The 26,172-nt window shown below is 65.7% G+C and carries 19 protein-coding genes; 10 read left to right on the forward strand and 9 right to left on the reverse strand.

Annotated elements, in window-relative coordinates:
• Positions 1 to 28: 28 nt before the first annotated feature.
• The 5 genes from GTA51_RS11835 to GTA51_RS11855 all read right to left on the reverse strand — a co-directional run bounded on the left by GTA51_RS11835 (position 29) and on the right by GTA51_RS11855 (position 7,587).
• Positions 29 to 2,965 (reverse strand): ATP-binding protein, encoded by a 2,937-nt coding sequence (locus tag GTA51_RS11835; RefSeq protein WP_246198107.1) that lies wholly within the window; start codon positions 2,963 to 2,965, stop codon positions 29 to 31.
• A gap of 318 nt (positions 2,966 to 3,283) precedes the next feature.
• Positions 3,284 to 5,758: an EAL domain-containing protein gene (locus GTA51_RS11840; protein ID WP_160961336.1), complete on the reverse strand. Its 2,475-nt coding sequence runs from the start codon at positions 5,756 to 5,758 to the stop codon at positions 3,284 to 3,286.
• The gene (phnD, locus tag GTA51_RS11845) at positions 5,758 to 6,762 is read right to left on the reverse strand and encodes a phosphate/phosphite/phosphonate ABC transporter substrate-binding protein (RefSeq protein WP_160961338.1); all 1,005 of its coding nucleotides are present in this window, start codon (positions 6,760 to 6,762) and stop codon (positions 5,758 to 5,760) included. The genes GTA51_RS11840 and phnD overlap by 1 nt, the downstream gene beginning before the upstream one ends.
• A gap of 111 nt (positions 6,763 to 6,873) precedes the next feature.
• Positions 6,874 to 7,341 carry an EVE domain-containing protein gene (locus GTA51_RS11850; protein ID WP_160961340.1) on the reverse strand — a complete coding sequence of 156 codons (468 nt, stop codon included), beginning with the start codon at positions 7,339 to 7,341 and terminating at the stop codon, positions 6,874 to 6,876.
• A gap of 36 nt (positions 7,342 to 7,377) precedes the next feature.
• Positions 7,378 to 7,587, reverse strand: a complete 210-nt coding sequence (locus tag GTA51_RS11855) for a hypothetical protein (protein ID WP_160961341.1) — start codon at positions 7,585 to 7,587, stop codon at positions 7,378 to 7,380.
• Between the two features lie 194 nt (positions 7,588 to 7,781).
• Between GTA51_RS11855 and GTA51_RS11860 the strand changes: the two genes are divergently transcribed.
• From GTA51_RS11860 to GTA51_RS11880, 5 genes are read left to right on the forward strand one after another with little or no spacing between them, the layout of a single operon-like run.
• On the forward strand, positions 7,782 to 8,939 hold the full coding sequence (locus GTA51_RS11860) for a DUF6599 family protein (RefSeq protein ID WP_160961343.1): 1,158 nt from the start codon (positions 7,782 to 7,784) through the stop codon (positions 8,937 to 8,939).
• Positions 8,936 to 9,994 carry a DUF362 domain-containing protein gene (locus GTA51_RS11865; protein WP_343039509.1) on the forward strand — a complete coding sequence of 353 codons (1,059 nt, stop codon included), beginning with the start codon at positions 8,936 to 8,938 and terminating at the stop codon, positions 9,992 to 9,994. The genes GTA51_RS11860 and GTA51_RS11865 overlap by 4 nt, the downstream gene beginning before the upstream one ends.
• 3 nt (positions 9,995 to 9,997) lie before the next feature.
• Positions 9,998 to 11,788, forward strand: a complete 1,791-nt coding sequence (locus GTA51_RS11870) for a 4Fe-4S binding protein (RefSeq protein ID WP_160961344.1) — start codon at positions 9,998 to 10,000, stop codon at positions 11,786 to 11,788.
• On the forward strand, positions 11,761 to 12,996 hold the full coding sequence (locus GTA51_RS11875; protein WP_160961346.1) for an aldo/keto reductase: 1,236 nt from the start codon (positions 11,761 to 11,763) through the stop codon (positions 12,994 to 12,996). Before GTA51_RS11870 ends, GTA51_RS11875 begins: the two co-directional genes overlap by 28 nt.
• Positions 12,997 to 13,051: 55 nt before the next feature.
• The gene (locus GTA51_RS11880) at positions 13,052 to 14,056 is read left to right on the forward strand and encodes a zinc-binding alcohol dehydrogenase family protein (protein ID WP_160961347.1); all 1,005 of its coding nucleotides are present in this window, start codon (positions 13,052 to 13,054) and stop codon (positions 14,054 to 14,056) included.
• Between the two features lie 275 nt (positions 14,057 to 14,331).
• Here the strand turns inward: GTA51_RS11880 and GTA51_RS11885 are convergent, their stop codons facing one another.
• The 4 genes from GTA51_RS11885 to GTA51_RS11900 form a co-directional block, all read right to left on the reverse strand.
• The gene (locus GTA51_RS11885; protein ID WP_160961349.1) at positions 14,332 to 15,351 is read right to left on the reverse strand and encodes an electron transfer flavoprotein subunit alpha; all 1,020 of its coding nucleotides are present in this window, start codon (positions 15,349 to 15,351) and stop codon (positions 14,332 to 14,334) included.
• Positions 15,352 to 15,367: 16 nt separating this feature from the next.
• Positions 15,368 to 16,168 (reverse strand): electron transfer flavoprotein subunit beta/FixA family protein, encoded by an 801-nt coding sequence (locus GTA51_RS11890; protein ID WP_160961350.1) that lies wholly within the window; start codon positions 16,166 to 16,168, stop codon positions 15,368 to 15,370.
• 258 nt (positions 16,169 to 16,426) lie between these two features.
• A complete protein-coding gene (locus GTA51_RS11895; protein WP_160961352.1) occupies positions 16,427 to 18,283 on the reverse strand; it encodes a 4Fe-4S ferredoxin in 1,857 nt (618 codons plus the stop codon).
• Between the two features lie 241 nt (positions 18,284 to 18,524).
• Positions 18,525 to 20,573 carry an acyl-CoA dehydrogenase family protein gene (locus GTA51_RS11900; RefSeq protein ID WP_160961354.1) on the reverse strand — a complete coding sequence of 683 codons (2,049 nt, stop codon included), beginning with the start codon at positions 20,571 to 20,573 and terminating at the stop codon, positions 18,525 to 18,527.
• Positions 20,574 to 20,814: 241 nt separating this feature from the next.
• On the opposite strand from GTA51_RS11900, the gene GTA51_RS11905 reads away from it, so the two are divergent.
• The 5 genes from GTA51_RS11905 to GTA51_RS11925 all read left to right on the forward strand — a co-directional run bounded on the left by GTA51_RS11905 (position 20,815) and on the right by GTA51_RS11925 (position 26,137).
• Positions 20,815 to 21,285 (forward strand): MarR family winged helix-turn-helix transcriptional regulator, encoded by a 471-nt coding sequence (locus GTA51_RS11905; protein WP_160961355.1) that lies wholly within the window; start codon positions 20,815 to 20,817, stop codon positions 21,283 to 21,285.
• A complete protein-coding gene (locus GTA51_RS11910; RefSeq protein ID WP_160961357.1) occupies positions 21,282 to 22,493 on the forward strand; it encodes an HlyD family secretion protein in 1,212 nt (403 codons plus the stop codon). The genes GTA51_RS11905 and GTA51_RS11910 overlap by 4 nt, the downstream gene beginning before the upstream one ends.
• A gap of 4 nt (positions 22,494 to 22,497) precedes the next feature.
• Positions 22,498 to 24,054 carry a DHA2 family efflux MFS transporter permease subunit gene (locus GTA51_RS11915; protein ID WP_160961358.1) on the forward strand — a complete coding sequence of 519 codons (1,557 nt, stop codon included), beginning with the start codon at positions 22,498 to 22,500 and terminating at the stop codon, positions 24,052 to 24,054.
• Between the two features lie 207 nt (positions 24,055 to 24,261).
• Positions 24,262 to 24,597 (forward strand): hypothetical protein, encoded by a 336-nt coding sequence (locus tag GTA51_RS11920; RefSeq protein WP_160961360.1) that lies wholly within the window; start codon positions 24,262 to 24,264, stop codon positions 24,595 to 24,597.
• Positions 24,598 to 24,937: 340 nt separating this feature from the next.
• Positions 24,938 to 26,137, forward strand: a complete 1,200-nt coding sequence (locus GTA51_RS11925; protein WP_160961361.1) for an iron-containing alcohol dehydrogenase — start codon at positions 24,938 to 24,940, stop codon at positions 26,135 to 26,137.
• Positions 26,138 to 26,172: the final 35 nt, after the last annotated feature.

Genomic DNA, 26,172 nt, shown 5'->3' on the forward strand with positions numbered 1-26,172 from the left:
CCCCCTCCCCGTCGCTTGGCCCGGCCGGTCAGGCTGCCGAGGCCTTGGTCATGGCCCGTTCGATGGCCGCCCGCAGGTCTTCGATGGAGACCGGCTTGGCCACATAGTCGTCCATGCCGGAAGCCAGGAACCGTTCCCGGTCGCCGGCCATGGCGTAGGCGGTCATGGCCACGATGGGTATGGCGGCCTTGGCCGCAAACCGGGGGGCGTTGCGAATGGTTGCCGTGGCCTCCAGCCCGTCCATCTCGGGCATCTGGATATCCATGAGCACGAGATCGTATTCCCCCTCGGCCAGGACGTCCAAGGCCCGCCGGCCGTTCTCGGCGACGGTGACGCCATGGCCGAATTTCTCCAGCAGGCGGGTGGCCACCAGCCGGGTCACCCGATCATCCTCGACCAGGAGCACGCGCAGGGGCCGGAGCTGGTCGGCAGGGCCGCCGGCTGGGCGGAGTTGGCCGGCCAGGGCCTGGACGCGGCCCAGGGTGACGCAGAACAGAAAGGTCGTGCCTTGGCCCGGCTCGCTGTCCACGGCAATGCTGCCGCCCATGAGGCTGATCAGATGCTGGCAGATGGACAGGCCAAGGCCGGCCCCCTGGACGTTTCGCTGCAAGCCCTGGCTGGCCTGGGTGAAAGGCTCAAACAATTTTTTAAGATCTGCGTCCGGGATGCCGCAGCCGGTGTCGGCCACCGAAAACAGAATCCGCACCTCGCCGGCCCGACGCGACGGCAGCGGATAGGCTTCCACGACGACACTTCCAGTGGTGGTGAATTTAAACGCGTTACCGATCAAATTGGTCAGCACTTGTTGCAAACGCGCGGCATCCCCCACCACCATGGCCGGCAGGGCGACATCGATATGGCTGGTCAGAAATACGCCGGTCTGCTGGGAAATGGGGTTAAAAAGCGCCAACACCTGGCGCAAGGCCTCAGACAGTTGAAACGGTTCGGCCTGTATCTGCATCTTGCCGGCCTCCACCCGGGACAGGTCCAGGATGTCGGAGAGCAATCGGGTCAAACGCTTGCTCGACTGGATGGCCAGGGCGGCATATTCGGCCTGTTCGCTGCTTAGGGGCGAGGCTGCCAGCAGTTGGAGCATGCCCAGGACGCCGTTTAAGGGCGTGCGTATTTCGTGGCTCATATTGGCCAGGAAGGCGGATTTGGCCAGACTGGCGGCCTCGGCTGCGTTGCGCGCGGCAGTGAGCGAGCGCTCCATCCCGATGCGCGCCGTGACGTCCTCGCGGATGAGGATACCGCCGGCAAAGGTGCCGTCCTCGTGGTGCAGCGGCACGCCGCGCAGGTTGACGTAGCCGGCGTGGCCGCCGGTGAACTCCGGGAAATAAACGGCCTCCAGATCGATGGGCACGCCGCGCAGGAGGGGTTCCAGCTTGTCGGCGATGCCGGCCCCCACAATGCCCGGCAGTTCGAGCAGCCCACGACCCAGGAAAAATTCCGGTGCTTTGCGCCCCCCGGCGAAGACATCCAGATGCCGCTTGTTCACAAAGGTGATTACACCTTTGGCGTCAAAGGCCATGATGGAAATGGGGGCCTGCTCGGCCAGCAGCTTGTACCGCGTCTCGCTGTCGCGCAGCCGGGCTTCGGCGGCCTTGCGCTCGGTGACGTCGGCGACAAAGCCAAGGACGCGATCCGGTGCCAGCTGCACGGCGGCAATGGACCACCAGCGCGGCGTGCCGTCCTTTGTGCGGCCAAGCACCTCGGCTGTCCTGGCCTGGGCGTCGATGGCGGCAAATCCCCGCATGCCCTCTTCCCGGCTGGCGGGGTCCAGCACATCGGCGATATTTTTGGCCAGCAGTTCCTCGCGCGACCAGCCGGTCATGTGGCAGGCGGCGGGGTTGACATCGCGCAGCCAGCCGGCGGTGTCGGCGATAAAGATGGCGGTGGGTGCGCTGTCGACAGAGGTCCGGTAGCGCGCCTCGCTGGCCACCAGCGCCGTGACCGCCCGTTTCCTGGCGGCCAGGGCCAGGGCCAGGGCCAGGATGCACCCGGCCATGACCGCAAAGACGGCCAGGGCCGTCCAGACCAGCCCCCGGTAGCGGGTATACAGGGTCTCCTGCCGGTTGACGACCACAACGCCCGGGGGCAGATCGCTGAGGCTGCGGCCAAAGCGTCGCAGTTGGACGGCATCGATCATGGGCACGTCAGGGCTTTTGAGGATGCGGGGCAGACTCTCCACTGCTTCACCGGCCAGGATGCGTCGGACCAGCCCGCCGGCTGCCCGGCCCTGCTCCAGGCCGCTGACCACCACGCCGCCAAGGGCTCCGGCACCGACTTCGAAATCCCAGCAGGTCAGGACCGGAAATGGGGACGCCGCCGATAACGCGGCCATGCTGTCCGCAACGGGCAGCGGCACCCCGTCAGGCCCCTGGACAACGCCCAGGACCAGCAACAGCGTGTCCCGGGGCAACCCTCCCAGTATCCCTGCCAAGTCGCCGTACTTGACGTCAACAAACTCCGGCACGGCCAGGGACCGGGGAAAACCGGGCGTTACCTGGCGCAGGACGTCGAGATTGGCCAGGCCGCCGCGGGTCGAATCGGCGATGACGGCCAGATGGGATGTTTTTGGGAAAAGACCCAGGCCCAGGTTGACCGTGGCCGTAATGTCCACGGTCTCGCTCACGCCGACAAGGTCGGACTCGCCGGCCAACATGGCCGGGGTGGCGTTGTTGACGCCGCAAAAGACCAGCGGCAAGGCCGGATCGAGGGCGGCCCGGAAACGGCGCAGGGAGTCAAAGGCCGCATTGTCCGCCGCCACCAGCATATCCAGGTGGCTGCGGCCGTATTTTTCCAACAAAAAGCGTTCAAAGGCTGCGACGCTCCCAACACCTTCCTTGCGTCTGGCGTCGAGCCATTCCACATGCAACGTGGCCTCGGCTTGCTCCAAAGAGGCGCGCAAGCCTTCGAGCACTGAAACAGACCAGGCATCCTGGACATCGTAGGACAAGACCAACAAAACATCTTTGGCCGTGCCAGCCCCGGCTGTTGTTGGCCAGCTGAGCGGAATGAGGAGAAAGAGGGCCAGACACAACGCTCGAAAACGTCGCCGACACAGTCCTGGTCCAAAGCGGCACAAAGCAATTACGCCAAGCAACCGCGCCCTTTTCCGGCACTGCAGTACAGTCCTAGATCGCCCAGCCGAGCCGCTTGGAGGATAGCATCGCATACTCCTTGATACGACCGACGAGGTGGAGCGTCAATGAATTGTGTTCCCGCCAAGGGTGTGCTCCTGCCTGTGGCCGGGCAGAGGAACCCGCGTCTTTCGGGGTGGCTATTGGGCCACGGGCCGGTCCTTGTCGCGCAGGCGGCTGACAACCAGACGCGACTCCATGGCGCTGGCAGCGGCCAGGGCAGGCGTCGCCGGCATCGGTTTGCCGTAAAGCCAGCCCTGGCCCAGGTTGCAGCCGGCGGCGGCCAGGAACTCATGCTGCACGGCGGTTTCCACGCCCTCGGCCACGACCTCGAGGCCCAGGCTCTGAAACAGGGCGATAAAGCCCGACACCATGGCCCTGGCCCGGGGGTCGCACTCCAGGGGGCGGATGAGCGACTTGTCGAGCTTAACGATTTGCACCGGGTATTCCACCAATACGCTGAGCGAAGAATACCCCACGCCAAAGTCGTCCACGGCGATGCGAAAGCCGCTGGCGATGAGCCGGGCCAGCACCACCTTGGCTGCGGCCGAATCGGTGATCAGGAGCGATTCGGTGATTTCAAGCACCATCCGGCTGGGCGCGACGCCATGGCGTGTGGCCCGGGCCAGGAGATCCTCGACGAAATCCTCTTCCAGAAACTGGCTGCGGGAGACGTTGACGGCCATGGTGGCGGGAACACCTTCCCCGGCCCAGTCCCGCAACTGGGCAAAAGCCATATCAAAGACCTGGCGACCGATGTGATTGATGAGTCCTTCGTTTTCGGCAAATTCAATAAACTGGGCCGGCTGCACCAACGCCTTGGGCCGATTCCAGCGTACCAGCGCCTCATAGTGGACGTGGGCCCCGGTGGCCATGGCCACGATGGGCTGAAAGTGCAAAACGAATTCCCGCCTGGCAATGGCCCTTTTGAGCTTGTTGCGAAGGTTCAGGCGCGCCTGGGCTTTCTGGGCGATGGCCGGCTCGAAAAAGCGCAGCCGGCTGCCCCCGGCCGCCTTGGCCGCATACATGGCGGTATCGGCGTTTTTCATAAGCGTTTCGGAAGCGGCACCGTCGTTGGGATACAGGGCCGCGCCGATGCTGGCCCCGATCTCAAGCGTGGCCCCGTCCACCTCCAACGGCTCGGCCATGCGGGCCAAAAGCGCCGCAACAACGCGTTCGACCACCACGGCATCGCCGGTTTCACGCAAAATCACCGTGAACTCGTCGCCGCCCATCCGGGCCAGGGTATCCTCGGCCCGCAAGCATTGGCGCATACGGCCGGCCAGGGCGGCCAACACCCGGTCGCCCACGGCGTGGCTCATGGAATCGTTGATCCATTTGAAGTTGTCGAGATCGACAAAAAGCAGGGCAAAACCGCGCCCACGCCGGGTTTCGATGCAGATTTCCCGCTCCAGGCGATCCATGAACAGGGCGCGGTTGGGCAGACCGGTCAGGCTGTCGGAATAGGCCAAACTCTTGAGCAGCTTCTGGGTGGCCTTTTGTTCGCTGATGTCGGTAAAGACGAGGACATGATGGGCAGCGGCGTCGCCGCTAAAATGCAGGGCATTGATCGTGACCCGCAGGGGCAGGCGGGCGCCCTGGCTGGTCAACCCCCGCCATTCCCCGGCCCAGGCGGCGTTGGCTTCCAGGCAGCGCTGCACGGCCGCCATCCGATCACGGTCATGGGGAAACAGGAACGTCTCCCAGACCGGCCGGCCGGCCAGTTCCTCGGCCGCAAAGCCGGTGAGGCGCAGGCAGGCGGCGTTGGTTTCCTGCACCCGCAGTTCACGGTCGGTAATGACCATGGCCGTATCCGTGGCCTCCACCATGGTCTTAAACAGGGTCAGGCGGGTCTCGGCCAGACGGCGCTGGAGATTTTCGGCCTGCAGCTCGGCGTTGGCCAGTTCCAGGGAGCCGGTGTACTGGTTCACCTCGGCCAGCATGGCATTGTAGGCGTCCACCACCTGCCCCAGCTCGTCGCGGCTTTGCCAGGGCAGCGGCGAACGCAGCCCGGCAGCGGCGTTGCGTTCCAGGGATTCCCGCAACCGGCGCAGCGGCACCCCGAGATGCCAATGCACCGTGACCACAAGCACGCCGGCAAATAACACCGCAAGGCCCAGGGCGGCCGGCAGCTCCGCCTTGCGGCTGGCAGCCAGGCCCTGGCGTATCCGGCTGTCGTTAAAGACAACCTCCAGCCGACCCAGGTTATAGGTTTCCGAGCCGGCCTGCCGCGTGAGCCGCCGGCTGGCCGCAAACGTCCGGTCGCTGGGGGACGGGTCCGCACCGGCCAGGGCCAGGGTCGCGCCCTGGCTGTCGGTGAGGCGCACGCGCTGCAAATCAGGCATCAGGGCGTAGCTGCGAAACAGCCGGTCGATGGCTGCCTGGTCGAATTCCCAGACCGGCCCTTCGAGTTCCGCCGCCTGGGTGGACAGGAAGCTGTCCAGCCGGTTGCGCAAATCCTCTTCGGCCTGCCGGGCGAACTTTTCTGAAAAAAACAGGAACAAGAGCAAGCCCACCCCAAGCGAAAGGGACAGGGCCGGCAGGAGGAGCTTGGCGGCCAGCCCCTGTCTGGAGCGACCGACCGCCTGGCCAAGGAAGCCGCAAAAAGACCGCATCAGTCCACGGCTTCCGGCAGCGCCTGCAATGTTTTGTCGATTGCGGCCAGCCGGCGCAGGCGTTCGGCCTGGGGCAAGGCCGCGTCGGCCAGAATGCGGCTGCGCTGGCGCACAAGCTCCATGCGGCGCACAGGCAGCAAATGGCTGTTGTCGCAGGCCTGAAAGCCGGCCCGGGCCATGCCCCGCAGCACCGCCTGCTCCCGGTTGAGGCGCTCGGGGGCCTTGTCCGGTCCAGGCCGGCCGTAGTCGAGCAAAAAGGCCCGCAGGGCCGCCTTGCGCGCCGGTTCCAGATCGGCCCGCCAGACGAGGGGATCGGACGGAATGAGCGGGGAAGTCCAGATGACCTTTACGGCGGCGGCAGCCTGGGGATGGCGGGCCGTGGAGGTTGCCAGATTGAGACTGTTGCCTGTGGCCACATCGAGACGGCCGGCCGCCACGCCCAGAAAATTTTCCTCATGGTTGTTTTGGACCACCCGGCGAAACACGGTCCGGGGTTCGAGCCCCCGGGGCGCAAAGAGGTAGTGGCCGGGAATCACGTGGCCCGAGGTGGAATTGATGTCGCCGTCGCCGTAGGTCAATTCCCCGGCCCGGGCGAACATGTCTTCCACCGTGCGCAGACCCGAATCGGCCCGGGCGAGGAGCAGGGAATTGTAGCCGGCCCGGCCGTCGGCCTCCACGGCCTTGAAGGCGACTTCGCCCCCGGCCCGGTCCACGGCCTCAATGGCGACTTTGTTGCCGACACAGGCGACCTGGATATCGCCGTTGCCCATGGCCCAGATCACCCCGGCGTAATCGTCATAAATGGTTGGTTGCACCGTCAGGCCAAGGGCCTGGGCCATGTCGTCGAGTAGGGGTTGCCATCTGTCGCGCACAGCACCGGGCGCAGAGGTGGCCACAAGTCCAAAGCCCAGCCGGTCCCGGGTTTGGGCCTGGGCCGGACAGAGAAACGACGTCAACGCGCCAAAGAGCATAAGACAGCAGCAAGCCAGCAATACCGTTCGCATGGCAATGCCATAGCCGAAAATCCCCGGAGGCGGGCAACGTCGTCATTTTGTCAGGAAAATGTCACGAAGCATCTTCTAGTGCGTATTGGTTGCCCGCCAGCCTGCCCGGCCTTAGCCGCCAGCCAGCCCCAGGGCGCGAATGCAGGCGAATTCCGGCTCGGTCACCGGCATGACCGACAGGCGTGACCCTTTGCGCAACAGTTCCATGCCGGCCAGCTCCGGCACGGCGCGCAAGGCTCTAAGCGGCACAAGCTGGGGGAATTTGGCCACAAAGCGCACGTCCACCATAAACCACAACGGGTTTTCAGCACTGGCCCGGGGGTCGTAGTGGTCGCACGCCGGGTCCAGGGCCGTCACGTCGGGATAGGCCTCGCGGGCCACCTCAGCCAGTCCGGCCACGCCCGGGTTGGTGACACTGTGATAAAAAAGCAGCCCATCGCCCAGGCGCATGCCGTCGCGCAGGTAATTGCGGGCCTGGAAGTTGCGCACCCCGTCCCAGCCCGTTGTCCCGTGCGGGGCAGCGGCCAGATCGTCGATGGAAAAACAGCCCGGTTCGGACTTGATCAACCAATAGCCCATGGCCGCCCTCCGGTCGGGATTAATTCGGTGCCCGCTTTATCCCAGGCGGCCGACCTCGATTTTACACTGCTCGTCCCACTCCAGGCAGTCGAGATCGGTGATGGCCTCGAACTGGCTCAGGCAGCGCTGGCATTTCTCCGCAACCGCCACCGACGCGCCCCGGATGTCGGTTTCGGCGGCCGTCACCGTGACGGTCTGGCCGCAGGACGGGCAGGTGGCTTCAAACGTGGCTAAACGTGTGGTCATGGCGTGTTCTCCCGCAGCAGTAGGGCCGGACCCGGCCGGCCGTTATCCGATCAGCTTACACCGGGCCGGCACCGGGCGTAAAGCAGGCCCACACCAGGGCGTCCCCCGCTCCAATTCCCCGCTCCAATTCTTGCCATCAGCTGGCACACCGACTACGGTGCAGTGAGAAGTAACCGTTTTTGACCGGAGGCCTCATGGTCAAAGCACGCGGTGTCCCGGGAAGTGGGCAACGCCGGGCCGCCCTGACGGTCCTGGCCTGTCTGGCCGCCGTCGCCTGCTGGCTGGGGCTCACCCAGTCCCGGTTCAATCCGGCTGTGCTGGTGGCTTTGTCGCCGCCGCAACTGACTGGCTCCATGGCCGCCGCCGGCCCCACCCAGGGGGTCCAGGGACGCGCCCTGGCCACGGCTGCGCCCCTGGAAGCCCTGCCGGATGTCACCCCGGCCTCGCCAGTGGAAAGCTACGATCCGGCCACCCTGTCCGACCGCATCGACGGCAAGGCCGAGCTGTACCTGGCTGCCAATTTTAAGGAAATGTCCTGCCGGGCCTTTATCCTGCCAAACGGTGCCCATGTGGACGCCTCCGTGTACGCCCAGGCCGCGCCCAAGGATGCCTTTGCCGTCTTAAGCGCCCAACGCCGCCCCGGTTCGCGTCCCCTGCCCCTGGCCCCAGACGCCTACGCCACCGAAAACGCCCTCTATTTCACCCGGGCCAACCACTATGTGGAACTGGTGGCCGACCGGGCCGACGCCGCAACCATGGCCGATCTGGAACGGCTGGCCGCAAGCCTCTATGCCGCCCTGCCTGACGGGGCGGCCGCTGTTGCTGCGAGCCCAACCCAGACCCCGGCCCCGATGCCGGCGGCAGGCCCAGCAGCCCCCCCGGCCCCTGGCCCGACCGCCGTTGCCGCGCCGGCTGTCCCGACAGTGGTGGACGAAAAAACGCTCTTCCCCACCGCCGGGCTCACCGCCGACAGCCTGCGGCTGGCCGCTGCCGATGCCATGGGCATGGCCGGGTTTTCCAATGTCTATACCGCCGAATACGTCCTGGCCGACGGCTCGGCCACGGCCCTGCTCGCCTGGCGCGACGCCCCGGCCACGGCTACGGCCGAGGCCCGGGCCTTTGCCGATTTTTTGACCCAAAACGGCTACGCCGCCGCCCCCCTGCCGCCAAACGGCCCGCCGCTGCCGGCCGGGGCCGTGCTGCTGGTTGCCGACGGCTCGTATGAAATCCTGTGGACGCGCGGCCGGATGCTGGCCGGGGTCCACGACGCGACCAGCCGGCAAGCCGCCCTGGAATTGGCCCGGGAACTGGACGCCGGGCTGGCCAAAGCCTTGGCGCAGGAGACACCGTGACGCCCGTCCCCCCCCGTATCCCGCCCGGAGCGCCCGCGCCCCGGGACATCGGCGCGCCGGACAGCCCCAGCCGGCGACAGTTTTTGCGCCGGTTGGCCGTGGCCTCGGCCCTGGCCGCCACCGCCGGCGGGCTGGGGCTGGCCCTGCGCGACCCGCACGGTCCCCAAGCTGTCCCGGGCGGGCGGGTGCTGACCGGCCTGGGCGATTTTTCCGTGGCCCCGAAAACGCCGACCACGCCCCGGCTGGCCACGGTCCACGGCACGGACCGCCGGGCCATGTTCAATCAGGGGATAAACGCCCTGGGCGGCATGGAGGCCTTTATCCGCCGGGGCGACGTGGTGCTTATTAAGGTCAATGCCGTCATTGCCGCGCCGCCGCTGCTGGCGGCCACCACCAATCCCGAACTGCTGGCCGCCGTGGCCGAGGCCTGCAAACTGGCCGGAGCCGCCAAAGTGCTGGTCACCGACAATCCCATCCACAACCCGGACAGTTGCTTTGCGGTGTCCGGGCTGGCCGGGGCGGCCCGGCAGTCCGGTGCGGCCATCCTCATGCCCAGGCAAGCCCTTTTTAGCCCCGTCAGCCTGCCCAAGGCCGCCCTGCTCACCGATTGGCCGGTGCTGGCCGGGGCCTTTGCCGGCGTGACCAAATGCATCATCCTTTCCCAGGTCAAAAACCACCAGCGGGCCGTGGCCTCCTTAACACTCAAAAATCTCTACGGCCTCCTTGGCGGGCGGCGAAACATCTTCCACCAGGACATAAACGGCATCATCGCCGAACTGGGCCGCCTGGTGCGCCCCAGCCTGTGCGTCCTGGACGGCGTTGTGTCCATGATGACCAACGGTCCCACCGGCGGCTCCCTGTCGGATTTAAAGGCGACGGGGACCATGATCCTGTCCACCGATCCCGTGGCCGCCGACGCCCAGGGCATCGGACTTCTCAATCTCACCCCGGCCGATCTGCCCTATCTGGCCCTGGCCCAGGCGGCCGGGGTCGGCAGCATCGATGCGACCAGTCTCAATCCCGTCACCCTTAACGTCGAACCGGCGGCGGGCTAGGCCATGGGTATCGTCACCGCCCGACGCCTGAGCCAAGGTTTTTTCCTCCTCGTCTTTTGCTGGCTGTGCCTGGTGACCACGCTTGGCGACGGGGCGTTCGAGCTGCGGGGCTGGCCGGTCAACTGGCTGCTCTCCCTGGCTCCGCTGACCGCCCTGGCCACCGGTCTGGCCACGGGGAGCCTTTTTGCCCCGCTCCTGTGGGCCGTACCCGTGGTCATCGCCAGCCTTTTTCTGGGCCGGTTTTTCTGCGGCTTCGCCTGTCCCCTGGGAACGCTCAACCAATTAAGCGGCTATTTGACGCGCAAAACCCTCGGCCGGGCCGGCCGGGCCGAGGACAACCACCCCAGCCCGGCCCAGGGCCTCAAATACGCCCTGCTCGCTTTCCTGCTGGCAGCGGCAGTGCTCGGCAATGTCCAGACCGGCCTGCTTGATCCCCTGGCCCTGCTCACCCGCTCGGCCAGTCTGGCGGTCCTGCCGCTTCTTGACCCGCGCCAGGGGCTGGGACAGGCCGAAGCCCGCCACTACGACGGAGCCTGGGTAGTCGGTCTGCTGCTGGTCGCGATCCTGGCGCTCAATGCCCTGCGGCCACGCTTTTTTTGCCGCTACCTCTGCCCGCTGGGGGCTTTTTTCGGGCTGCTCACCCGCTTTTCCCCCTGGCGTATCGGCAAGGCAGACACCGGCAATTGCGGCACGTGCCGGCTATGCGAAGAATATTGCGAGGGCGGTTGCCGACCGTCGGGGCAGCTGATCGTCAGCGAATGCGTGCTGTGTTTGAACTGCCTGGACCGCTGCCCCACCGGCCGCATCGGCTTTGCCGGCCGCCCGTCTGCCGCCGGGGAACAACCCCTGCCGGATTTCTCCCGGCGCGGGGCGGTGCTCGTCCTGGCCTCGGGCACGGCCGGCCTGCTCGCCGCGCCGTTGTGGTCGGTTGGCGGCGTGGCCGGGATCGGGCGCAACCCGGGGCTCATCCGCCCGCCCGGGTCCCTGGACGAAGCCCGGTTCCTGGCCCGGTGCATCCGCTGCGGCCAGTGCATGCGCGTCTGTCCGGCCAATGTCATCCAGCCGGCGGTCACCGTGGCCGGAGCGGCCGGACTGTGGACCCCGGCCCTGGATTACCGCCTGGGCCGGGCCGGCTGCCTGCCAAACTGCATCGCCTGCGGCCAGGTCTGCCCCACCGCCGCCATCCGGCCCCTGTCCATCGAGGAAAAGCGCGGCCTGGGGGATTTCGCCGCCGCCGGTCCCCTGCGCCTGGGCACGGCCTTTGTGGACCGCTCCCGCTGCCTGCCCTGGGCCATGGGCCGGCCGTGTCTGGTCTGCCAGGAGGTCTGCCCGGTCAGCCCCAAGGCCATCACCGTGCGCGAGGTCTTTGAGCCCCTGCGCCTGCCGCGCCTCGCTGTAGCCGACAGCCGGGGCACGGTCGTGACCCTGGCCGCCCTGCCGGCTGTTGGCCGCAATCTGGCGGCCGGCGACTTTTTCCTGCGTCCAGCCGGCCTCCCCCAGGCCACGCCCCAGCGCATCCTGGGCCGGGCCGCAGCGCAACTGACTCTGGCCGCCCCCCTGGCCGAGGCCGCCCCGGGCCGGGAGGTCGAAATCGTCGTGCGCCTGGAACAGCCCCATGTGGACCCGGCGCAGTGCATCGGCTGCGGCATGTGCGAGCACGAATGCCCGGTGTCGGGTCTGCGTGCCATCCGCGTCACCAGCGAAAACGAATCCCGTTCCGGTCCCGGCCGCATGCTGGCCGAGGCCGCCCGACAAGGAGGACGATCATGGCGCAGGAAAAGCTTCCCGGCCTGACCCGCCGCACGGCCCTTAAAACCCTGACCCTCGGCGGTCTGGCCGCTGCCGGGGCCGGCCTTGGCGCGACCACTGCCCTGGCCCAGGCCCCGGCAGGGCAACCCCCGGCCCCGGACAAACCGCAAACCATGCCCAAACGCAAACTGGGCAAGACCGGCCTTGAGGTCTCCATCTTAAACCTCGGCGGCATGTTCGACACCATCAACAGCCAGCTCCTGCTCAAACAGGCCCTGGCCTGGGGTGTGAATTTCTGGGACACGGCCGAGGCCTACGGCAACGGCCAGTCCGAGGACGGTTTCGGCCGCTTTTTCGCCCGCAATCCCGAAACCCGCGCCCAGGTGATCCTGACCACCAAGCTGACGACCAAGGCCGGCCGCTTCGACGAGCGCCTGGACGAGGCGCTTACCCGCCTCAAAACCAATTACGTCGATCTGTTCTACGTCCACGCCATCTCCGGCATCGACGAGATGGGCGGGCATTGGCGGGACTGGGCAGCCAAGCAGAAAAAGGCCGGCAAGATCAAATTCTTCGGCTTTAGCACCCACTCCAACATGGAAGCCTGCCTGGAGGGCGCGGCCAAACTCGATTTCATCGACGCCGTCATGATTTCGTACAATTTCCGGCTCATGCACGAGCCGGCCATGGTCAAGGCGCTGAACGCCTGCACCAAGGCCGGCATCGGCGTGGTGGCCATGAAGACCCAGGGCGGCGGGCCGGTCAAATCCGACAGCCAGGCCGAACTGGACATGGCCGGACGCTTTCTGGCCAAGGGCTTTACCGACAAGCAGGCCAAGCTCAAGGCCGTGTGGGACAATCCGGCCATCGCTTCTGTCTGTTCGCAGATGCCCAATCTCACCATCCTTTCAGCCAATGTGGCCGCCGCCCGCGACACGACCGCCCTGGCCCGCGAAGATGTCGAGGCGCTCACCCGCTACGCCGCCGACACGTGTTCCGACTACTGCGCCGGCTGCGCCACGGTCTGCGCTGCGGCTGCGGGCGGGAGACTCCCCGTGGCCGATGTCATGCGGGCCATGATGTATTACCGCGACTACGGCGAACGCGAACTGGCCCGGGAACTCTACGCCAGCCTGCCCGAGGCCCTTCGCCGGACCGACGGCAGCGTTGATTTCGCTGCCGCCCAAGCCGCCTGTCCCCGTGGACTGGGCATCGCCGCCATCATGGCCGAGGCCGCCGTCCTTTTGGCCTGAGCCTGGGGACGCCTTGCCGCGTAAACGGTACGACTGCACCCAAGGAGCCACGCCCATGAAAGCCGTCATCGCCGTCGGCGGGCACGATCCCGCCTCGCCCCAAGCCTTCGTTGACGCCGAGCGCCCCATGCCCCGGCCCGAAGAGCGCGACATCCTGGTGCGCATCGCCGCCGCCGGGGTCAATCCCGTGGACACCAAGGTCTTTGGCCGGCTGGCCCCGGGCGAGGAACGTATCCTGGGTTTTGACGCCTGCGGCGTGGTGACCGGTATCGGCCCCAAAGCCCGCTGCTTCGAAGTCGGCCAGACCGTCTATTACGCCGGAACCCCGATCCGGCCGGGCAGCAACGCCGAATACCAACTCGTGGACGAACGTCTGGCCGCCCTGGCCCCGGCCAATCTGGACCCGGGGCAGGCCGCCGCCCTGCCGCTGACGGGCCTGACCGCCTGGGAAGGCCTCTTTGACCGCCTGGGCTTCACACCGGCCCCCGGAGCCAATGCCGGCAAACGCCTGCTCGTCATCGGCGGTGCCGGCGGGGTCGGTTCCATGGCGGTGCAGCTTGGGGCCTGGGCCGGACTGGCAGTCTCGGCCACGGCCGGGCGGCCCGAATCAGCAGCCTGGTGCCGGGAACTGGGCGCAACCACAGTCATCGGCCGGGGGGACGTGGCCGAAGAACTGGCCCGGGCCGGGGTCGCTGCCGTCGAGGCCATCTACTGCACCACCCACATGGAAGAACACTGGGCAGCCATGGCCAAAGTGCTCGCCCCCCAGGGCGCAGTCTGCTTAATTGACGACCCGACCGGGCCGCTGGATATCACCCTTTTCAAGCAGAAATCCGCCCGAATCTGCTGGGAATTCATGTTCACCCGGTCGCTTTTCACCACCGGCGACATGCCGCGCCAAGGCCTTATTCTCGACAGTCTGGCCCGGATGGTGGAAGCCGGAACGCTACGCACCACAGCCAGCGCCGTCAGCCAGGGGCTGACCGCCGCAACCGTCCAGGCCGCCCATCTGCGCCAAAAAAGCGGCACCATGGTCGGCAAACAGGTCATTATTGTTTGAGGGAAGAAAGAAGATGAAGAGTGCCTCCGGCGGCCGGGAGGGGGGAGCCCCCTCCCGGACCCTCCCTACCTGGGGCGCGCTTTTTCTTGAGGCCGAGGCCTCAAGAAAAAGCGCGCCCCAGAAAGTGAGGATTCGGGAAAGGGATCAGCGAGGAACGTAAAGCAGATAGAGGCCCAGATTACCAGCCAACGCCCATACCCCTTGAAAAACTTCTTAAATCAAGGGGGTCCGGGGGGGATTATCCCCCCCGGCCGCCGGAGGCATCTTATCTTATCCTATCCTAACAGTTCATTCACCCTGCGCATGACTTCGAAGGCGTCGGCCACGTAGAGCACATCGGCCTTGCCTTGCGCCCAGCCGCAGGCGGCGTCGAGGTTGACGGCCCGGCGCTCCGTTATAAAGCGCCAGCCGACCACATGGGGTTCTTCGCCGTGGCAGCAGGTGGCCAGTCCCTTTTGGTGGCGCGGCGTGGCGCCGGTCTGGCCGACCTGATGCAGGTGGGTGAGAAACGGCAGCACGGATTCGCCTTCGCCGCCCATATCCACCAAGGATTTGCTGCTGCCCAGCGACGCTTTGGCCTTGCCCAGAAAGCCCAGGATGAGCTGGCCGGCCTCGGGCACATGGGCCGCGCCGTCACCCTGTTTTTTGGTCCAGCCGGCACCGGCCACAAAGAGCATTTTGGCGTCGGGACGGATGGTCTGCTCGTCGGCCGAAGGGGCGACGACAGCCTTTATGGTCGTGCGGGTCATGGCCTCGGTGACGGGCACGGAAACGTCGGTGAGGCTCGCCTGACCGGGCGCGCCGTCGTAGGCGGCGTAGCAACCGCCAGAGACGGTGACGCACCAAGGCCGGGCGGCCCGGGTCAGTTCGGCGGTCATGCGCTGGCGGTAATAGCCGCGCGTGACCAGGGGCTTACCGTCCTTGGCCGCAATGGCGACCACATGGGCGTCGATGCGGCCATTCAGGCGTGCGGCCACGCCGGGCAGCGCCCGCGAGACGCGGGAATCGTCGGCGGCAATGATGATTGTGGCCGAGGCAGCCTTGGCCAGCGCCTCCAGGGCGGCGGCGTCGGTGGCGTAGCGGGCCACGGCAAAGGCCTCGCCGGTGACGGCGAACACCGGGCCGCAGGCGGCAACCGCAGCAGCGGCCGGGGCGACGTCGGCCCCGAACAGGCCGACAGCCAGGGTCGCACCCAGGCCTTCGGCCAGGGTTTTGGCGGCGCTCAGGGCTTCAAGGGACGCTTTGGCGAGGGTGCCGTCGGCAGCGACGGGAGCGCAAAAAAGAATGGTTTCCATGGGTGAACCTCCGTCGCTAGCTGGCCAGCCAGTCGATGATTTCCTGGGCGATGACATCGACGGGCGTGTCCTTGACCACGCGCGTCTCGCGCTTCTGGGCCGGCAGGGTCACCGACTGATAGTCGATGGCAGCGGCGTTGACGGCGGCCGGTTTGGCCTTTTGCAGGGCCGGCATGACCAGGCGCATGTTGGCCATGCCCACTTGCGGATTGTTCGGCGGCTCAGGCAGTTCACCCGTGGCCCAGCCGAGAGCAGCCGGCGCGCCGGTGCAGGTGGAAATCTGGTACGCGCCGCCTTCGATGCGTTCCATGACTTCCAGGCTGCCGTCAGCGCCGACGGTCAGCTTGTCCACGCCCTGGAACTGGTCTGTTATGCCGAGCTTTTCGCCCAAAATCTGCAGGGTGGAACCCGAGCCGCGCGATGCCGACTGCCAGCCGCCAAAAAGGAGCAGCTTGGAGGCGTCCAGGCCGGCGATGCCGGAAATGGCGGCGAAAAGGGCCTCGGCCACCTCAAAGGAATCCACAAAGCCGCCGGCCGGACCGTCGGCCACCACCAGCTCAAATGGGGCCTTCTGGGCCACGGTCATCATCACCTGCTGCAACTTGGCCTTGGGACCAAGGGACACCAGCCAGACCTTGCTGCCCGGCACGGCCTTGGCCAGATGCGCCGCCTCGTACAGGGCGTGCGACGCCCACGGGTCCAGAATGGAGGGCAGCATCAATTCGTTTTTCAGGCCCCAGCCGGCCGGTCCCTTGACCGGCTCCAACGTCTGCAACGGGTCCGGCACAATGCCGCCGCATACGACGATATGAAACATAAGCACTCCCTTTGGGCGGCAGGAGGAACCGGGGGAGGAAACCCTTTTTTGCAAAAAAGGGTTTCCTCCCCGGACCCCCACCTTCCCCAAAAACTCTTTATAGTCTTAAGGCTTTGGCTTTATTTTCCCTTTTCGGGGGTGCAATCGGGACATTCGTCCGTGTCCCTGCTGCACCCCCCCCAAGGGGGTCCGGGGGGGATTATCCCCCCCGGCGGGTGCAGGGCAGAGCCCTGCCGGGGTCCGGGGCAGCGCCCCGGTTTAATTCTCGGCCGAATGCAGGCCGCCGGCACCGGCGGCGAAGCGGACGTTGGTGCGTTCGGGATCGGCCTTGGACGGTTTGGAGCAGTTCCACAGGCAGGCACCGCAATGCACGCATTTTTCCCGGTCGAAAAGCGGCACGCCGTCGTCGGGGTTGGTGGTGATGGCCTGACCGGAGCAGGCTTCGATGCAGGTCTTTTCGGCGCAGGCCCGGCAGGTGTCGGGGCACTCGAAGGTGACGTGATCGGCGTAGCCCGGCGCGGCCTGCACCTTGCCGCCGAGCAGCAGTGCGTCCTGGTGGGAAATGAGCAGCTTGCCGTCGTACTCAATTTCCGGCCAACCGACCTTGTCCATGAGCGCGTCGTGCAGAGCCAGCCCCTTGGCCGTGGCTTCCTGGCGGATGCGCGTGATCTCCTCGCAGGAGATACGGCCGTGGTAGTATTCCTCGATGGACGGGATGCGTTTGTGCACGGGTTCGGAATCGGCCGGCCAGCACAGTGCGCCTTTGGTGAGGCCAGTGAGGGCCATGCCGATGATGCCCGGGATAAAGCCGGAGGCAAAGGCCTCGCGGGAGCGGGCGGCGATTTTGGCCTCGGCCTCGACCCAGGAGGCCCGGCGGCGGGCGACGTAGGTTTTTTCGAGATTTTCCGAGGTAAAGGGCAGGCCCTTTTCCAGCAGTTCCACCACGGCCTGACCGAGCTGCACGCCCGAGGTCCAGGCCTCGTCAACGCCCGAGCCGGTCAGCACGTTGGTGGTGCCGGACCCTTCGCCAATGCGGGCGTAGCCGTCGCCAACGAGATAGGGTTCGCCGTTTTTGCCGGATTCCTGGAGCGTCTTGGCCCCAAACGAGCGGATGGTGCCGCCTTTGAGGTATTTCCAGAGATAGGGATGCTGCATCCAGTGCTGGAGGTAGCGGTAGGCGGTGCGCACGGGATTATCAAACCAGCTCGGCACGAAGATGCCCAGGGAGGCCACATGGCCGGGCAGCACATAGAGGAAGCCGAAAATCTCAGGCTCGGGGTAGCCGATGGTGTGGATGACCGTGCCGACCTTCCAGGGGCAGTTGCCGGGCAGATCGACCACGAACTTCATGCCCACGGCGTAGTCGCGCTGGTGGTGCCCCATGGGCAGGCCGCGCGCCTCGTCGATGGCCCGGCCGACCGGTCCCACCGGTCCGTCGCCGACCACGGTCAATCTGGCCCGCACGTCCATGCCGGGCATGTAGGCGGCGTCAGGCTTGCCGGCCTTGTCCACGCCCTGGTCGGCCAGCCGCACGCCGACCACCTTGCGGTGCTCGATTATGGGCGCGGCAACGGGCGATGCCGGCCAGATCTGGGCCGCGCCGGTGGCCATGACGGTGTTGCCCACCCACTGGTTGAACTGGCCCAGGGAAAAGGTCAGGCCGCCGTGTTTTTCCAGAAAGGGCGGAATATACGGCAGTTCAACGGCCATGTCCTTGTAGCGGCAGCCCGGGAACTTGCCGCCGAGGAGTTTGAGCGCCGCGTCAGCGGCTTTGAGCGGCAGCGACCGGCGGCTGGCTCCGTGGGGATCGACAAGATAGACGACCTTTTCCTCGGTGATGGGCGTGCACAGCGGGATACAGGCCGGATCAAGCTCGGGCAGGCTCTCGCGGATGCCGCGCGCCTTGGACACCACGCCGGAGACGCCGACGCCGATGTCGTCGGCCCGCTCGTAGCAGATGACCTGGGGCGGCAATCCGGGCACGACCGTGCTTTCCATGACCGCCGAGCCGTCTTCGTTGACGATACCCTTGGCCAGGGTGGTCAGAAACCCGCCCATGGCCGGGCCGAAGCCGACGCAGACAATGTCCGTTTCCATGCTCTGCCGCTCATTCATATGCGCCTCCGTGGGTCGGTCGGTGGGTGGGGTGGTCAAGGAGGGAGAGGAACCGGGGGAGGGAACCCCTTTTTGAAAAAAGGGGTTCCCTCCCCCGGACCCCCACCTTCCACAAAAACTTTCAAAGGGGTCTTCGTAGCCTAACTACACGAGTCATCGGACAAACCCCAACCAAGGGGGTCCGGGGGGGATTATCCCCCCCCGGCGGGGTCTGGGGCAGCGCCCCAGTCTTCAATACTACTTACATGGGATAATCGAGCGCTTCGGGGATCATCACCTGGGTGAGTGCGGCACCGGCGCGTTCGCGGGCCAGCCCCAGGCCGGCCAGGGACGTATCCAGCGCCTGGCGCAGCGGGCCAAATGCGGCCACGTCGGCGTCGGGCGTGGCGTAGCCGTGCACGAGGCCGGAGCACAGGCGAGCGGCTTCGCCGGCGGCGCGGGCGGCCTGCATCCGGGCGATGTCGTTAAAAAAGGCCATATAGCCTTCCAGGCCCTCGGCCACCATGGGGTTTTCCGGTCCCTTGGCTGCCAGTTCCAGCACGTCGAGGATAAACAGGCGGCTGGCCAGGAGCGGACACAGGGCGTCGGCCAGGGGGAACGTCACGGCCTGGCGGTTGCTGTGGTAGAGCTTTTTGCCGTCGGCGTCCTTGTTGGCACACAGGAAGTCAAAGGTCTGCTTCCACAGCCGCAGGCCGGCGGCAACCGAACCGGCGCCGGTCTCGAGATGGGTGGCCGCCACGCGGTCCATCTCGGCGATGTAGTTCACGACATAGGCCTGAAAGATCTCACTGGCCATGGTGATGCCGAGCTGGCGGCGCTGGACGCATTCCGGGCCTTCGTAGGTGGCTTCGAGCTGGGTGTCGTTCCACTTGTGGAACAGGAACCCGGGGCAGTCCTCGGTGATGCCGTAGCCGCCCATAAGGGCCACGGCTTCGCGCATGACGGTGGCACCGTGGCCGGTGTTCCAGAGCTTGCAGGCCGGGCACAGGACGCCGGCTTCGGCTTCAAGAGCCTGGAACTTGACCACCGGGTCGGCGTCAAGGGCGGTAAACCGGGCGGCGTCGCGCTCGGCCTCAGGGACAAACAGCAGATTGACGTATTCGATGGCCTGGGGCTGGACCTTTTTAAGGGCCACCATCTGGCCGCGCACGCCGACCACGCCGGCCTTGGCCAAGGCCGCGTCCTTGGCTTTTTCCGTGGGATCGAGCTGGTCGAAAAGGCGCGCCGTGGCAAACCCGAGCGAGGCTCCGGCTTCACCGGCGGCCCAGACATCGGCCAGCCGGATGACGGCATCCTGCTTTTGTTGCAGGCCGAGGTCATACTTGGGCGAACCTTCGCCGCAGGCGTCGCCGCCGCGAAAGCGGGTGCGCTGGTAGCGGATGACCGGCTCGATGGCGGAAAGCAGCTTGGCCGTGGTCATAAGGGCCACCGGCACGCGGGTGCGGTGGAACACGGCGGCAATGACCTCGGAATGGGAATAGTTGGGGACGATGCAGCCGTCTTTAACCGTGTAGCCACCGATGATGCGGCTGGCCGGCACCTTGAGATTAAAGACCGGATCGCGGGTGGAAGACAGCTGGTGCACCATTTTAAGGGTCGGCGCGCCCCGGTCGAACAGGCCCGGGTCGGTTTCCTCCAGGATGATGATGCAGGAGGATTTGATGCGCGGATCAGCGGTATCCACGGCGGCGGTGGCGTAGTTGGCGAAATCCATGCCGGTGATGAAACGGCCGCGCTTCTCGACGTGCAGGATGGGCTCCTGGCCTTCTTCCCAGGAATCGATGCGCACCTTGCCGGTCAACACGCCGGTATCGACGCCGACATAGGGAATCGGCTCGGTCAGGGCAAAGGCACCGCGCCAGGGGGCGCGGTCCGGGGACGGGGCGCACAGGGTCATGTAATGGTCGCGCTGCTCGGTGGTGCCGCGTTCGTGGATGGGCGACAGGGCCAGGTTGTTGGCAAGCGAGCAGGTGGCTGCGCCGGCATCGACCCAGGACAGCTCAAAGGCCACCAGGGACAGGGCCATATTTTTGGGGCCTTCAATAAAGCCCCCCTGATGCGGGTCCAAAAAGACGGCCGTTATGCCGGCTTCGTCAAAAGCTTTAAGCAGCGAGTCCTTCTGCTCGGTCCATTCGTGGGAGTGGCGCACGCCGTCGGCGACCATGCGGGCGACGACTCCCCGGGCCACGCCACGGGCCGACTGGACGGCCATTTGGAGATCGAAGCGATCAGCGTAGCGCCACATAATTTGCCGGACATCGTCGCCCGGGAGAGTGCGGAGGGTTTCCATAAGTTTCGCCTGGTTCTTGGTTTGAGCGCGCGGGAGCGCTCTGATTGTCGGATCATAAAGTACGGGAAGCTAAAATATTCGGCTCCACGCGTCAATCAGGCGCGGCGGGCGCGGGCGGCTTGGCAGGGCCAACCCGGGATGCGCCAGCCCTGCCAAGCCGCCCGCCTCGCCTTGACACAGATAGTTGCTATCAATACATTCCGCACGACAACTTTTGCCGGCCGACCGGCTCCAGGACGCCATGGACCCAACCCTGCCCTATGCTCTCGATCAGGCCGTCGGCTATGCCGTGGGCCATGCGGCGGCCAAGATCAAGATTGCCCTGCGCCGGGTGTTTGTCGCCGCCGGCCACGATGTCACCCCGGATCAGTGGGTGGTGCTCAACCGTCTGGCCGAAACAGCCGGGCTGACCCAGGCGGGTTTGGGCGAACGCACGGTCAAAGACAAGACCACCATCACCCGCATCCTCGACCGGCTGGAAGAAAAAGGATTGCTGACCCGTCAGCGCGACCCCCGCGACCGCCGCAGCCAGCGCCTGTACCTCACCCCCGAGGGCGAAGCCACGGTGCGCCGGCTCGTCCCCCTGGTGCAAACCTTTGCTGCGGCCGCCTACGCCGACCTGACCGAGGACGACAGGTACGCCCTGCGCCGCCTTCTCGGCCGCATTGAAGACCGCCTCGACGCCATGCTCGAACCCAAGGACGCCGTATGAAACCGTTTTTCCGCCCCAAGCACAAAACCGAAGGGCAACCCGCCAGCCGCAAAAAAACCGTCCTGATCCTGGCCGTCGCAGTCGTTGCCGTCCTGAGCCTGGGCTATGTCTTCTATTCCCGGGGCAAGGTTTCCACGGACGACGCCTTTATCGACGGCCGCATCCATCCCATAACCCCCCGGGTGGCCGGCTACGTCAACGAGGCTCCTGTCGAAGACAACCAGCTCGTGGCCGCTGGCGATGTGTTGGCCGTACTGGACCCAACCGATTACGAAGTGGCCCTGGCCCAGGCCAAGGCCGATCTGGCCGCGGCCGAGAGCCAGCTTGCGGCCCAGGAACTGGGCGTGCCCCTGCAACGCTCCCAGACCTCGTCCAAGGTGACGGGTGCCCAGGCCCAGCTCGAAAGCGAACAGCGCAGCCTGGAGCAGGCCACCAAGGAACGCGACGCCGCTGTCCAGGACGCCGCCCAGATCGAGGCACAGCTCGACCAGGACAAGCTCGACTGGGGTCGTATCAGCCAGTTGCGCCAAAAGGATGCGGTGTCCCAGTCCGACCTTGATACCATCGACAACAAGCGCCGCGCCCACGAAGCCCAGCTGCGGGCCGCCCGGGCCAAGGCCGAAGGGGCCGGCCGCCGTCTGGAATCCATCCTGGCCGATATCAAACGGCTGCGCTCGGCCATCGTGCTGGCCGAGACCGGCGAGGAGCAGGCCGTTATCCAGACCCGGGAAGCCTCGGCCCAAAAAGCCAAGGCGGAACTGGCCCGGCAAAAGGTCAAACAGGCCGAACTCAATCTGTCCTACACCCGCATTGTCTCGCCCGTGGCCGGGCACGTCACCAAAAAGCAGATCGAATCCGGCCGGCTGGTGGCCGCCGGCCAGTCCCTTATGACCATTGTGCCCCTTGAGCCCACACAACTGTGGATCACGGCCAATTTCAAGGAAACCCAGCTCAAAGACGTGCGGCCGGGCCAGAAAGTCTCCATCGACGTGGACACCTACCCCGACTACCCGCTCACCGGCGTGGTGGAATCCATCATGGCCGGCACCGGCTCGGTGTTTTCCCTTTTTCCCACGGAAAACGCCTCGGGCAACTACGTGAAAATCGTCCAGCGCATCCCGGTCAAGATCGTGTTTGACGTGGACAAGGCCGCGCTGCCGCCCTTGCGCCTGGGCATGAGCGTCGTGCCCACCATCCACACCCGGTAACCGTATGGCCGCCCCCGCCCCCAACAAATGGCTGATCACCCTGGCGGTGATGATCCCCACGCTCATCGAGATTCTCGACACCTCCATTGCCAACGTGGCCCTGGGGCATATCCAGGGCAGCCTGTCCGCCGGCCAGGACGAGGTGACCTGGGTGCTCACCTCCTATCTCGTGTCCAACGCCATCGTCATCCCCATCAGCGGTTTTCTGTCCAAGCTCTTTGGCCGGCGCAACTACCTGCTCTTATCCGTGGTGATCTTCACCATCGCCAGCATGCTCTGCGGTCTGGCCACCAGCCTTGGCATGCTGGTCTTTTTCCGCATCATCCAGGGCCTTGGCGGCGGCGGGCTGCAACCCATGTCCCAGGCTATTTTGCTCGAAGCCTACCCGCCCCAGGAACGCGGTCTGGCCATGGCCATTTTTGCCATGGGTGCTGTGCTCGGCCCCATCCTCGGGCCGCTTTTGGGCGGCTATATCACCGACAACTATTCCTGGCGCTGGATTTTCAACATCAACGTGCCCGTGGGCATCCTGGCCGTGGGCATGATCTGGCTCTACATCAAAGATCCGGATTATCTGGTGCGCCGCAAGGCCGGGGAGTCGGTGGACTATATCGGGCTGGCCTTGCTCACGCTTGGCCTTGGCTCTTTGCAAATCGTTTTGGACAAGGGCCAGCAGGACGATTGGTTTAATTCCGATTTCATCCTCATCCTGTCCATCATCGCCGGCATTGCCCTGGCCGCCTTTCTCGTCTGGGAACTGCTGTGCAAGCATCCGGTGGTCGATCTGCGCGTGTTTAAAGACCGCAGTTTCGCCATGGGCAACGTGGTCATGTTTTTCGGCTATTTCGCCTTTTTCGGGGCTATCGTGCTGTTGCCGCTCTATCTGCAAAACCTCATGGGCTACTCGGCCTTTCTTGCCGGTGTGGTGCTTGGGCCGGGGGGCCTTATCATGCTGGCCGTCCTGCCTATCGTTGGCAAGCTGACCAATAAAATCGACGCCCGGTTTATTCTGTGCGCGGGACTTTGTGTGAGCGCCTATTCGCTTTTTAACATGTCGGGGTTTTCGCTCGACATCGACATCGGCACGGCCATTGCCGCCCGCAACATCCAGGCCGTGGGCATTGCCCTGTTCTTTGTGCCGCTGTCCTATCTGACCATGGCGTATATTTCCCGCGAAGCCATGAACAACGCCTCGGCGGTTTTTAATCTGCTGCGAAACCTCGGCGGTTCCTTTGGTGTGGCCTTTGTCACCACCCTGCTGGCCCGGCGCGCCCAGTTCCACCAGTCCCGGCTGGTGGAAAACCTGACCCCCTATGACCTCACCTTCCAGTCGGTCCAGGAGCGCCTGACCGCCTATCTCGCCCCCAAACTGCTCGGCATCCACGACGCGGCCCAGACCGCCAGCGGCGCCCTCTACCGGCTCATGCTCAAACAGGCCAACGCCATGGCCTTTTGCGATGTTTTTTATGCCCAGGGCGTCATGTTCCTGGGGCTGGCTGTGCTTATGTGGATCATGAAAAAACCGCCCATGGGCTCCAAAATGCCCGAAGGCATGCACTGACGTTCTGCCGACATTTCGTCTTTTTTGCAGTCTGTTGTGGCCGCCTCCGGGCGGCCTTTTGCATGCCTGACGGTAACATGCCGCTATCACAGGTCTCTTTTGCCGCCGCTGCGATGGCACAATCCTGGCTTCTACGGTAAGAAAAAAAGGCGAGTACCCGCGCCCGGCCCCAAAACGTCGTGCCAAACCCGCCAAGGAGACCATTCCATGAACGCCGTCCAGACAAGCGCCCGCCTCGCCGCCGTCGTCGCCATCGCCCTGGGACTGGCTTTGAGCACCGCCATCGAGGCCCAGGCCTTTAAACGCCAAAGCACCGTCACCGGTCCCGGCAATCGCAGCGTGACCAATGAGGCCACCACCACCCGGACTCCGGGCGGCTATTCCCGTAGCGCCACCACCACCGGGCCAAACAACAATGCCGTCAACCGCACCTCCCAGGGCCAGTGGGACCCGGCCACCAAGACCTGGAACAACACCACCACCTACACCGGTCCCCAAGGCAACAGCGCCGACGTCAACCGCTCGACCACGGTCACCAAGTAGCCTGACCGCCCCGGCCCGGAAGTCCCGACCGCCAGCCTGGAGCCGGGACTTTTCTTTTTTGCCTGGCTTGGTTCACCGGCCTGGGTCAATAAGTCCCCGATCCCAATTGTGTGTTACTTTTTTACCCAAAGGCTTCTATCCCCGGCCCTGCTCTGCTTACGGCCCTTAAAACCGGCACCGCCATCGCCAGCGGGTTGATTTGCCCACCTGTAGTCCAACGGCGAGCCGATATTCCCCCAAAAAAACAGCACTCTCCCGTCTGGCACGGGAATTGATGGCCTCTGCCCCGGACCGCCACCTCAAGACGGACCCCGAGCAACCCAATGAAACGAGGTGCGCCATGGGCAGCTGGCATTGCAAAATCGATATACACCGGACCTTTGTCCTACAACCCACCCGGCCGCACACTGTTTTCGGTGTCGGTGCCCTGGCCGGGATTGACGACATCCTGGACAAGCTGCGCCAGGGTGGCTGCGACGCCGTCCTGGTGGTCACCGACCCTCTCGCCTACAAGGCCAGCGGGGCCTGGGACACCGTACGCCCGGCCCTGGACCGCCATATGCCCTGGGAACATTACGACGGCGTGCGCTCCAACCCGACCTATGCCAACTGCGATGCTGCTGCCACGACAGGTCGGGCCATGGCGGCCAAAGCCGTCCTGGCCATTGGCGGCGGCAGCGCCATCGATACCGCCAAGACCGCAGCCGTGCTGCTGGCCCACCCCGGCAAAAAAGCCGTGGATTTCTACGAAAAGCACGCCCCGATAACGGCTGCCCTGCCCATCATCGCCATCAACACGACCCACGGAACCGGCTCGGAATGCAACGCCTACGCCGTGGCCCAGACCGACGGCGCGGACAAGCCCGTCATCCACTCGCCCCACCTCTACCCGACCTGGGTCATCGAAGACCCGGCGCTGACCGTCACCCTGCCGGCCAGACAGGCCGTGGCCACGGCCATCGACGCCTTGAGCCACGCCCTGGAAGCTGCCACCGCCGCCACGGCCTCGCCCTATACCATCTGTCTGGCCAAAGAGGCCGTCTGCCTCATTACCGCCTGGCTCCCCACCGCCCTGCGCCAGCCCGGCAACCTCGCCGCCCGCTACTGGCTCATGTACGCCTCGGCCATCGCCGGCATCGGGTTCGATCTGGGCATGCTCCACATCGCCCACGCCCTGGAACACGTCATGAGCACACTCAACGCCGATGTGGCCCACGGCGACGGCCTGGGCCTGCTCCTGCCGGCCGTGCTGGCCGAAATCTACCCGGCCGCCCCCGAAGTCCTGGCCGAAGTGCTGCGGCCCATCGCCCCGGAGCTTAAAGGTCTGCCCGGCGAAGCCGACCGCGCCGTGGCAGGGCTGCGGCAATGGTTTGCCTGCATCGGACAACCCAGCGGCATGTCGGCCTATTTTACCGGCGCAGACGTGCCGGCGCTCACCCGCATGGTCATGAAATCCTGCCTGTCCAAGACGCTGCTGCCCCTGGCCCCGATCCGGGTCGATACGGCGGTGGTGGAGCGCATTTTTCAACAGGCGCTGTAAGGCCGGCCAACGCAAAAGCCCCCCGAAACGCCTCA

The sequence above is a fragment of the Solidesulfovibrio aerotolerans genome, from assembly GCF_009856865.1.
Taxonomy (GTDB): domain Bacteria; phylum Desulfobacterota; class Desulfovibrionia; order Desulfovibrionales; family Desulfovibrionaceae; genus Solidesulfovibrio; species Solidesulfovibrio aerotolerans.

Coding starts and splice junctions, on each gene's coding strand:
- GTA51_RS11875 (WP_160961346.1), top strand. CDS start 11,761: ATGGCGCAGGAAAAGCTTCCCGGCCTGACCCGCCGCACGGCCCTTAAA.
- GTA51_RS11900 (WP_160961354.1), bottom strand. CDS start 20,573: ATGGAAACCCTCCGCACTCTCCCGGGCGACGATGTCCGGCAAATTATG.
- GTA51_RS11840 (WP_160961336.1), bottom strand. CDS start 5,758: ATGCGGTCTTTTTGCGGCTTCCTTGGCCAGGCGGTCGGTCGCTCCAGA.
- GTA51_RS11880 (WP_160961347.1), top strand. CDS start 13,052: ATGAAAGCCGTCATCGCCGTCGGCGGGCACGATCCCGCCTCGCCCCAA.
- GTA51_RS11885 (WP_160961349.1), bottom strand. CDS start 15,351: ATGGAAACCATTCTTTTTTGCGCTCCCGTCGCTGCCGACGGCACCCTC.
- phnD (WP_160961338.1), bottom strand. CDS start 6,762: ATGCGAACGGTATTGCTGGCTTGCTGCTGTCTTATGCTCTTTGGCGCG.
- GTA51_RS11855 (WP_160961341.1), bottom strand. CDS start 7,587: ATGACCACACGTTTAGCCACGTTTGAAGCCACCTGCCCGTCCTGCGGC.
- GTA51_RS11850 (WP_160961340.1), bottom strand. CDS start 7,341: ATGGGCTATTGGTTGATCAAGTCCGAACCGGGCTGTTTTTCCATCGAC.
- GTA51_RS11870 (WP_160961344.1), top strand. CDS start 9,998: ATGGGTATCGTCACCGCCCGACGCCTGAGCCAAGGTTTTTTCCTCCTC.
- GTA51_RS11925 (WP_160961361.1), top strand. CDS start 24,938: ATGGGCAGCTGGCATTGCAAAATCGATATACACCGGACCTTTGTCCTA.
- GTA51_RS11860 (WP_160961343.1), top strand. CDS start 7,782: ATGGTCAAAGCACGCGGTGTCCCGGGAAGTGGGCAACGCCGGGCCGCC.
- GTA51_RS11910 (WP_160961357.1), top strand. CDS start 21,282: ATGAAACCGTTTTTCCGCCCCAAGCACAAAACCGAAGGGCAACCCGCC.
- GTA51_RS11890 (WP_160961350.1), bottom strand. CDS start 16,168: ATGTTTCATATCGTCGTATGCGGCGGCATTGTGCCGGACCCGTTGCAG.
- GTA51_RS11895 (WP_160961352.1), bottom strand. CDS start 18,283: ATGAATGAGCGGCAGAGCATGGAAACGGACATTGTCTGCGTCGGCTTC.
- GTA51_RS11920 (WP_160961360.1), top strand. CDS start 24,262: ATGAACGCCGTCCAGACAAGCGCCCGCCTCGCCGCCGTCGTCGCCATC.
- GTA51_RS11915 (WP_160961358.1), top strand. CDS start 22,498: ATGGCCGCCCCCGCCCCCAACAAATGGCTGATCACCCTGGCGGTGATG.
- GTA51_RS11905 (WP_160961355.1), top strand. CDS start 20,815: ATGGACCCAACCCTGCCCTATGCTCTCGATCAGGCCGTCGGCTATGCC.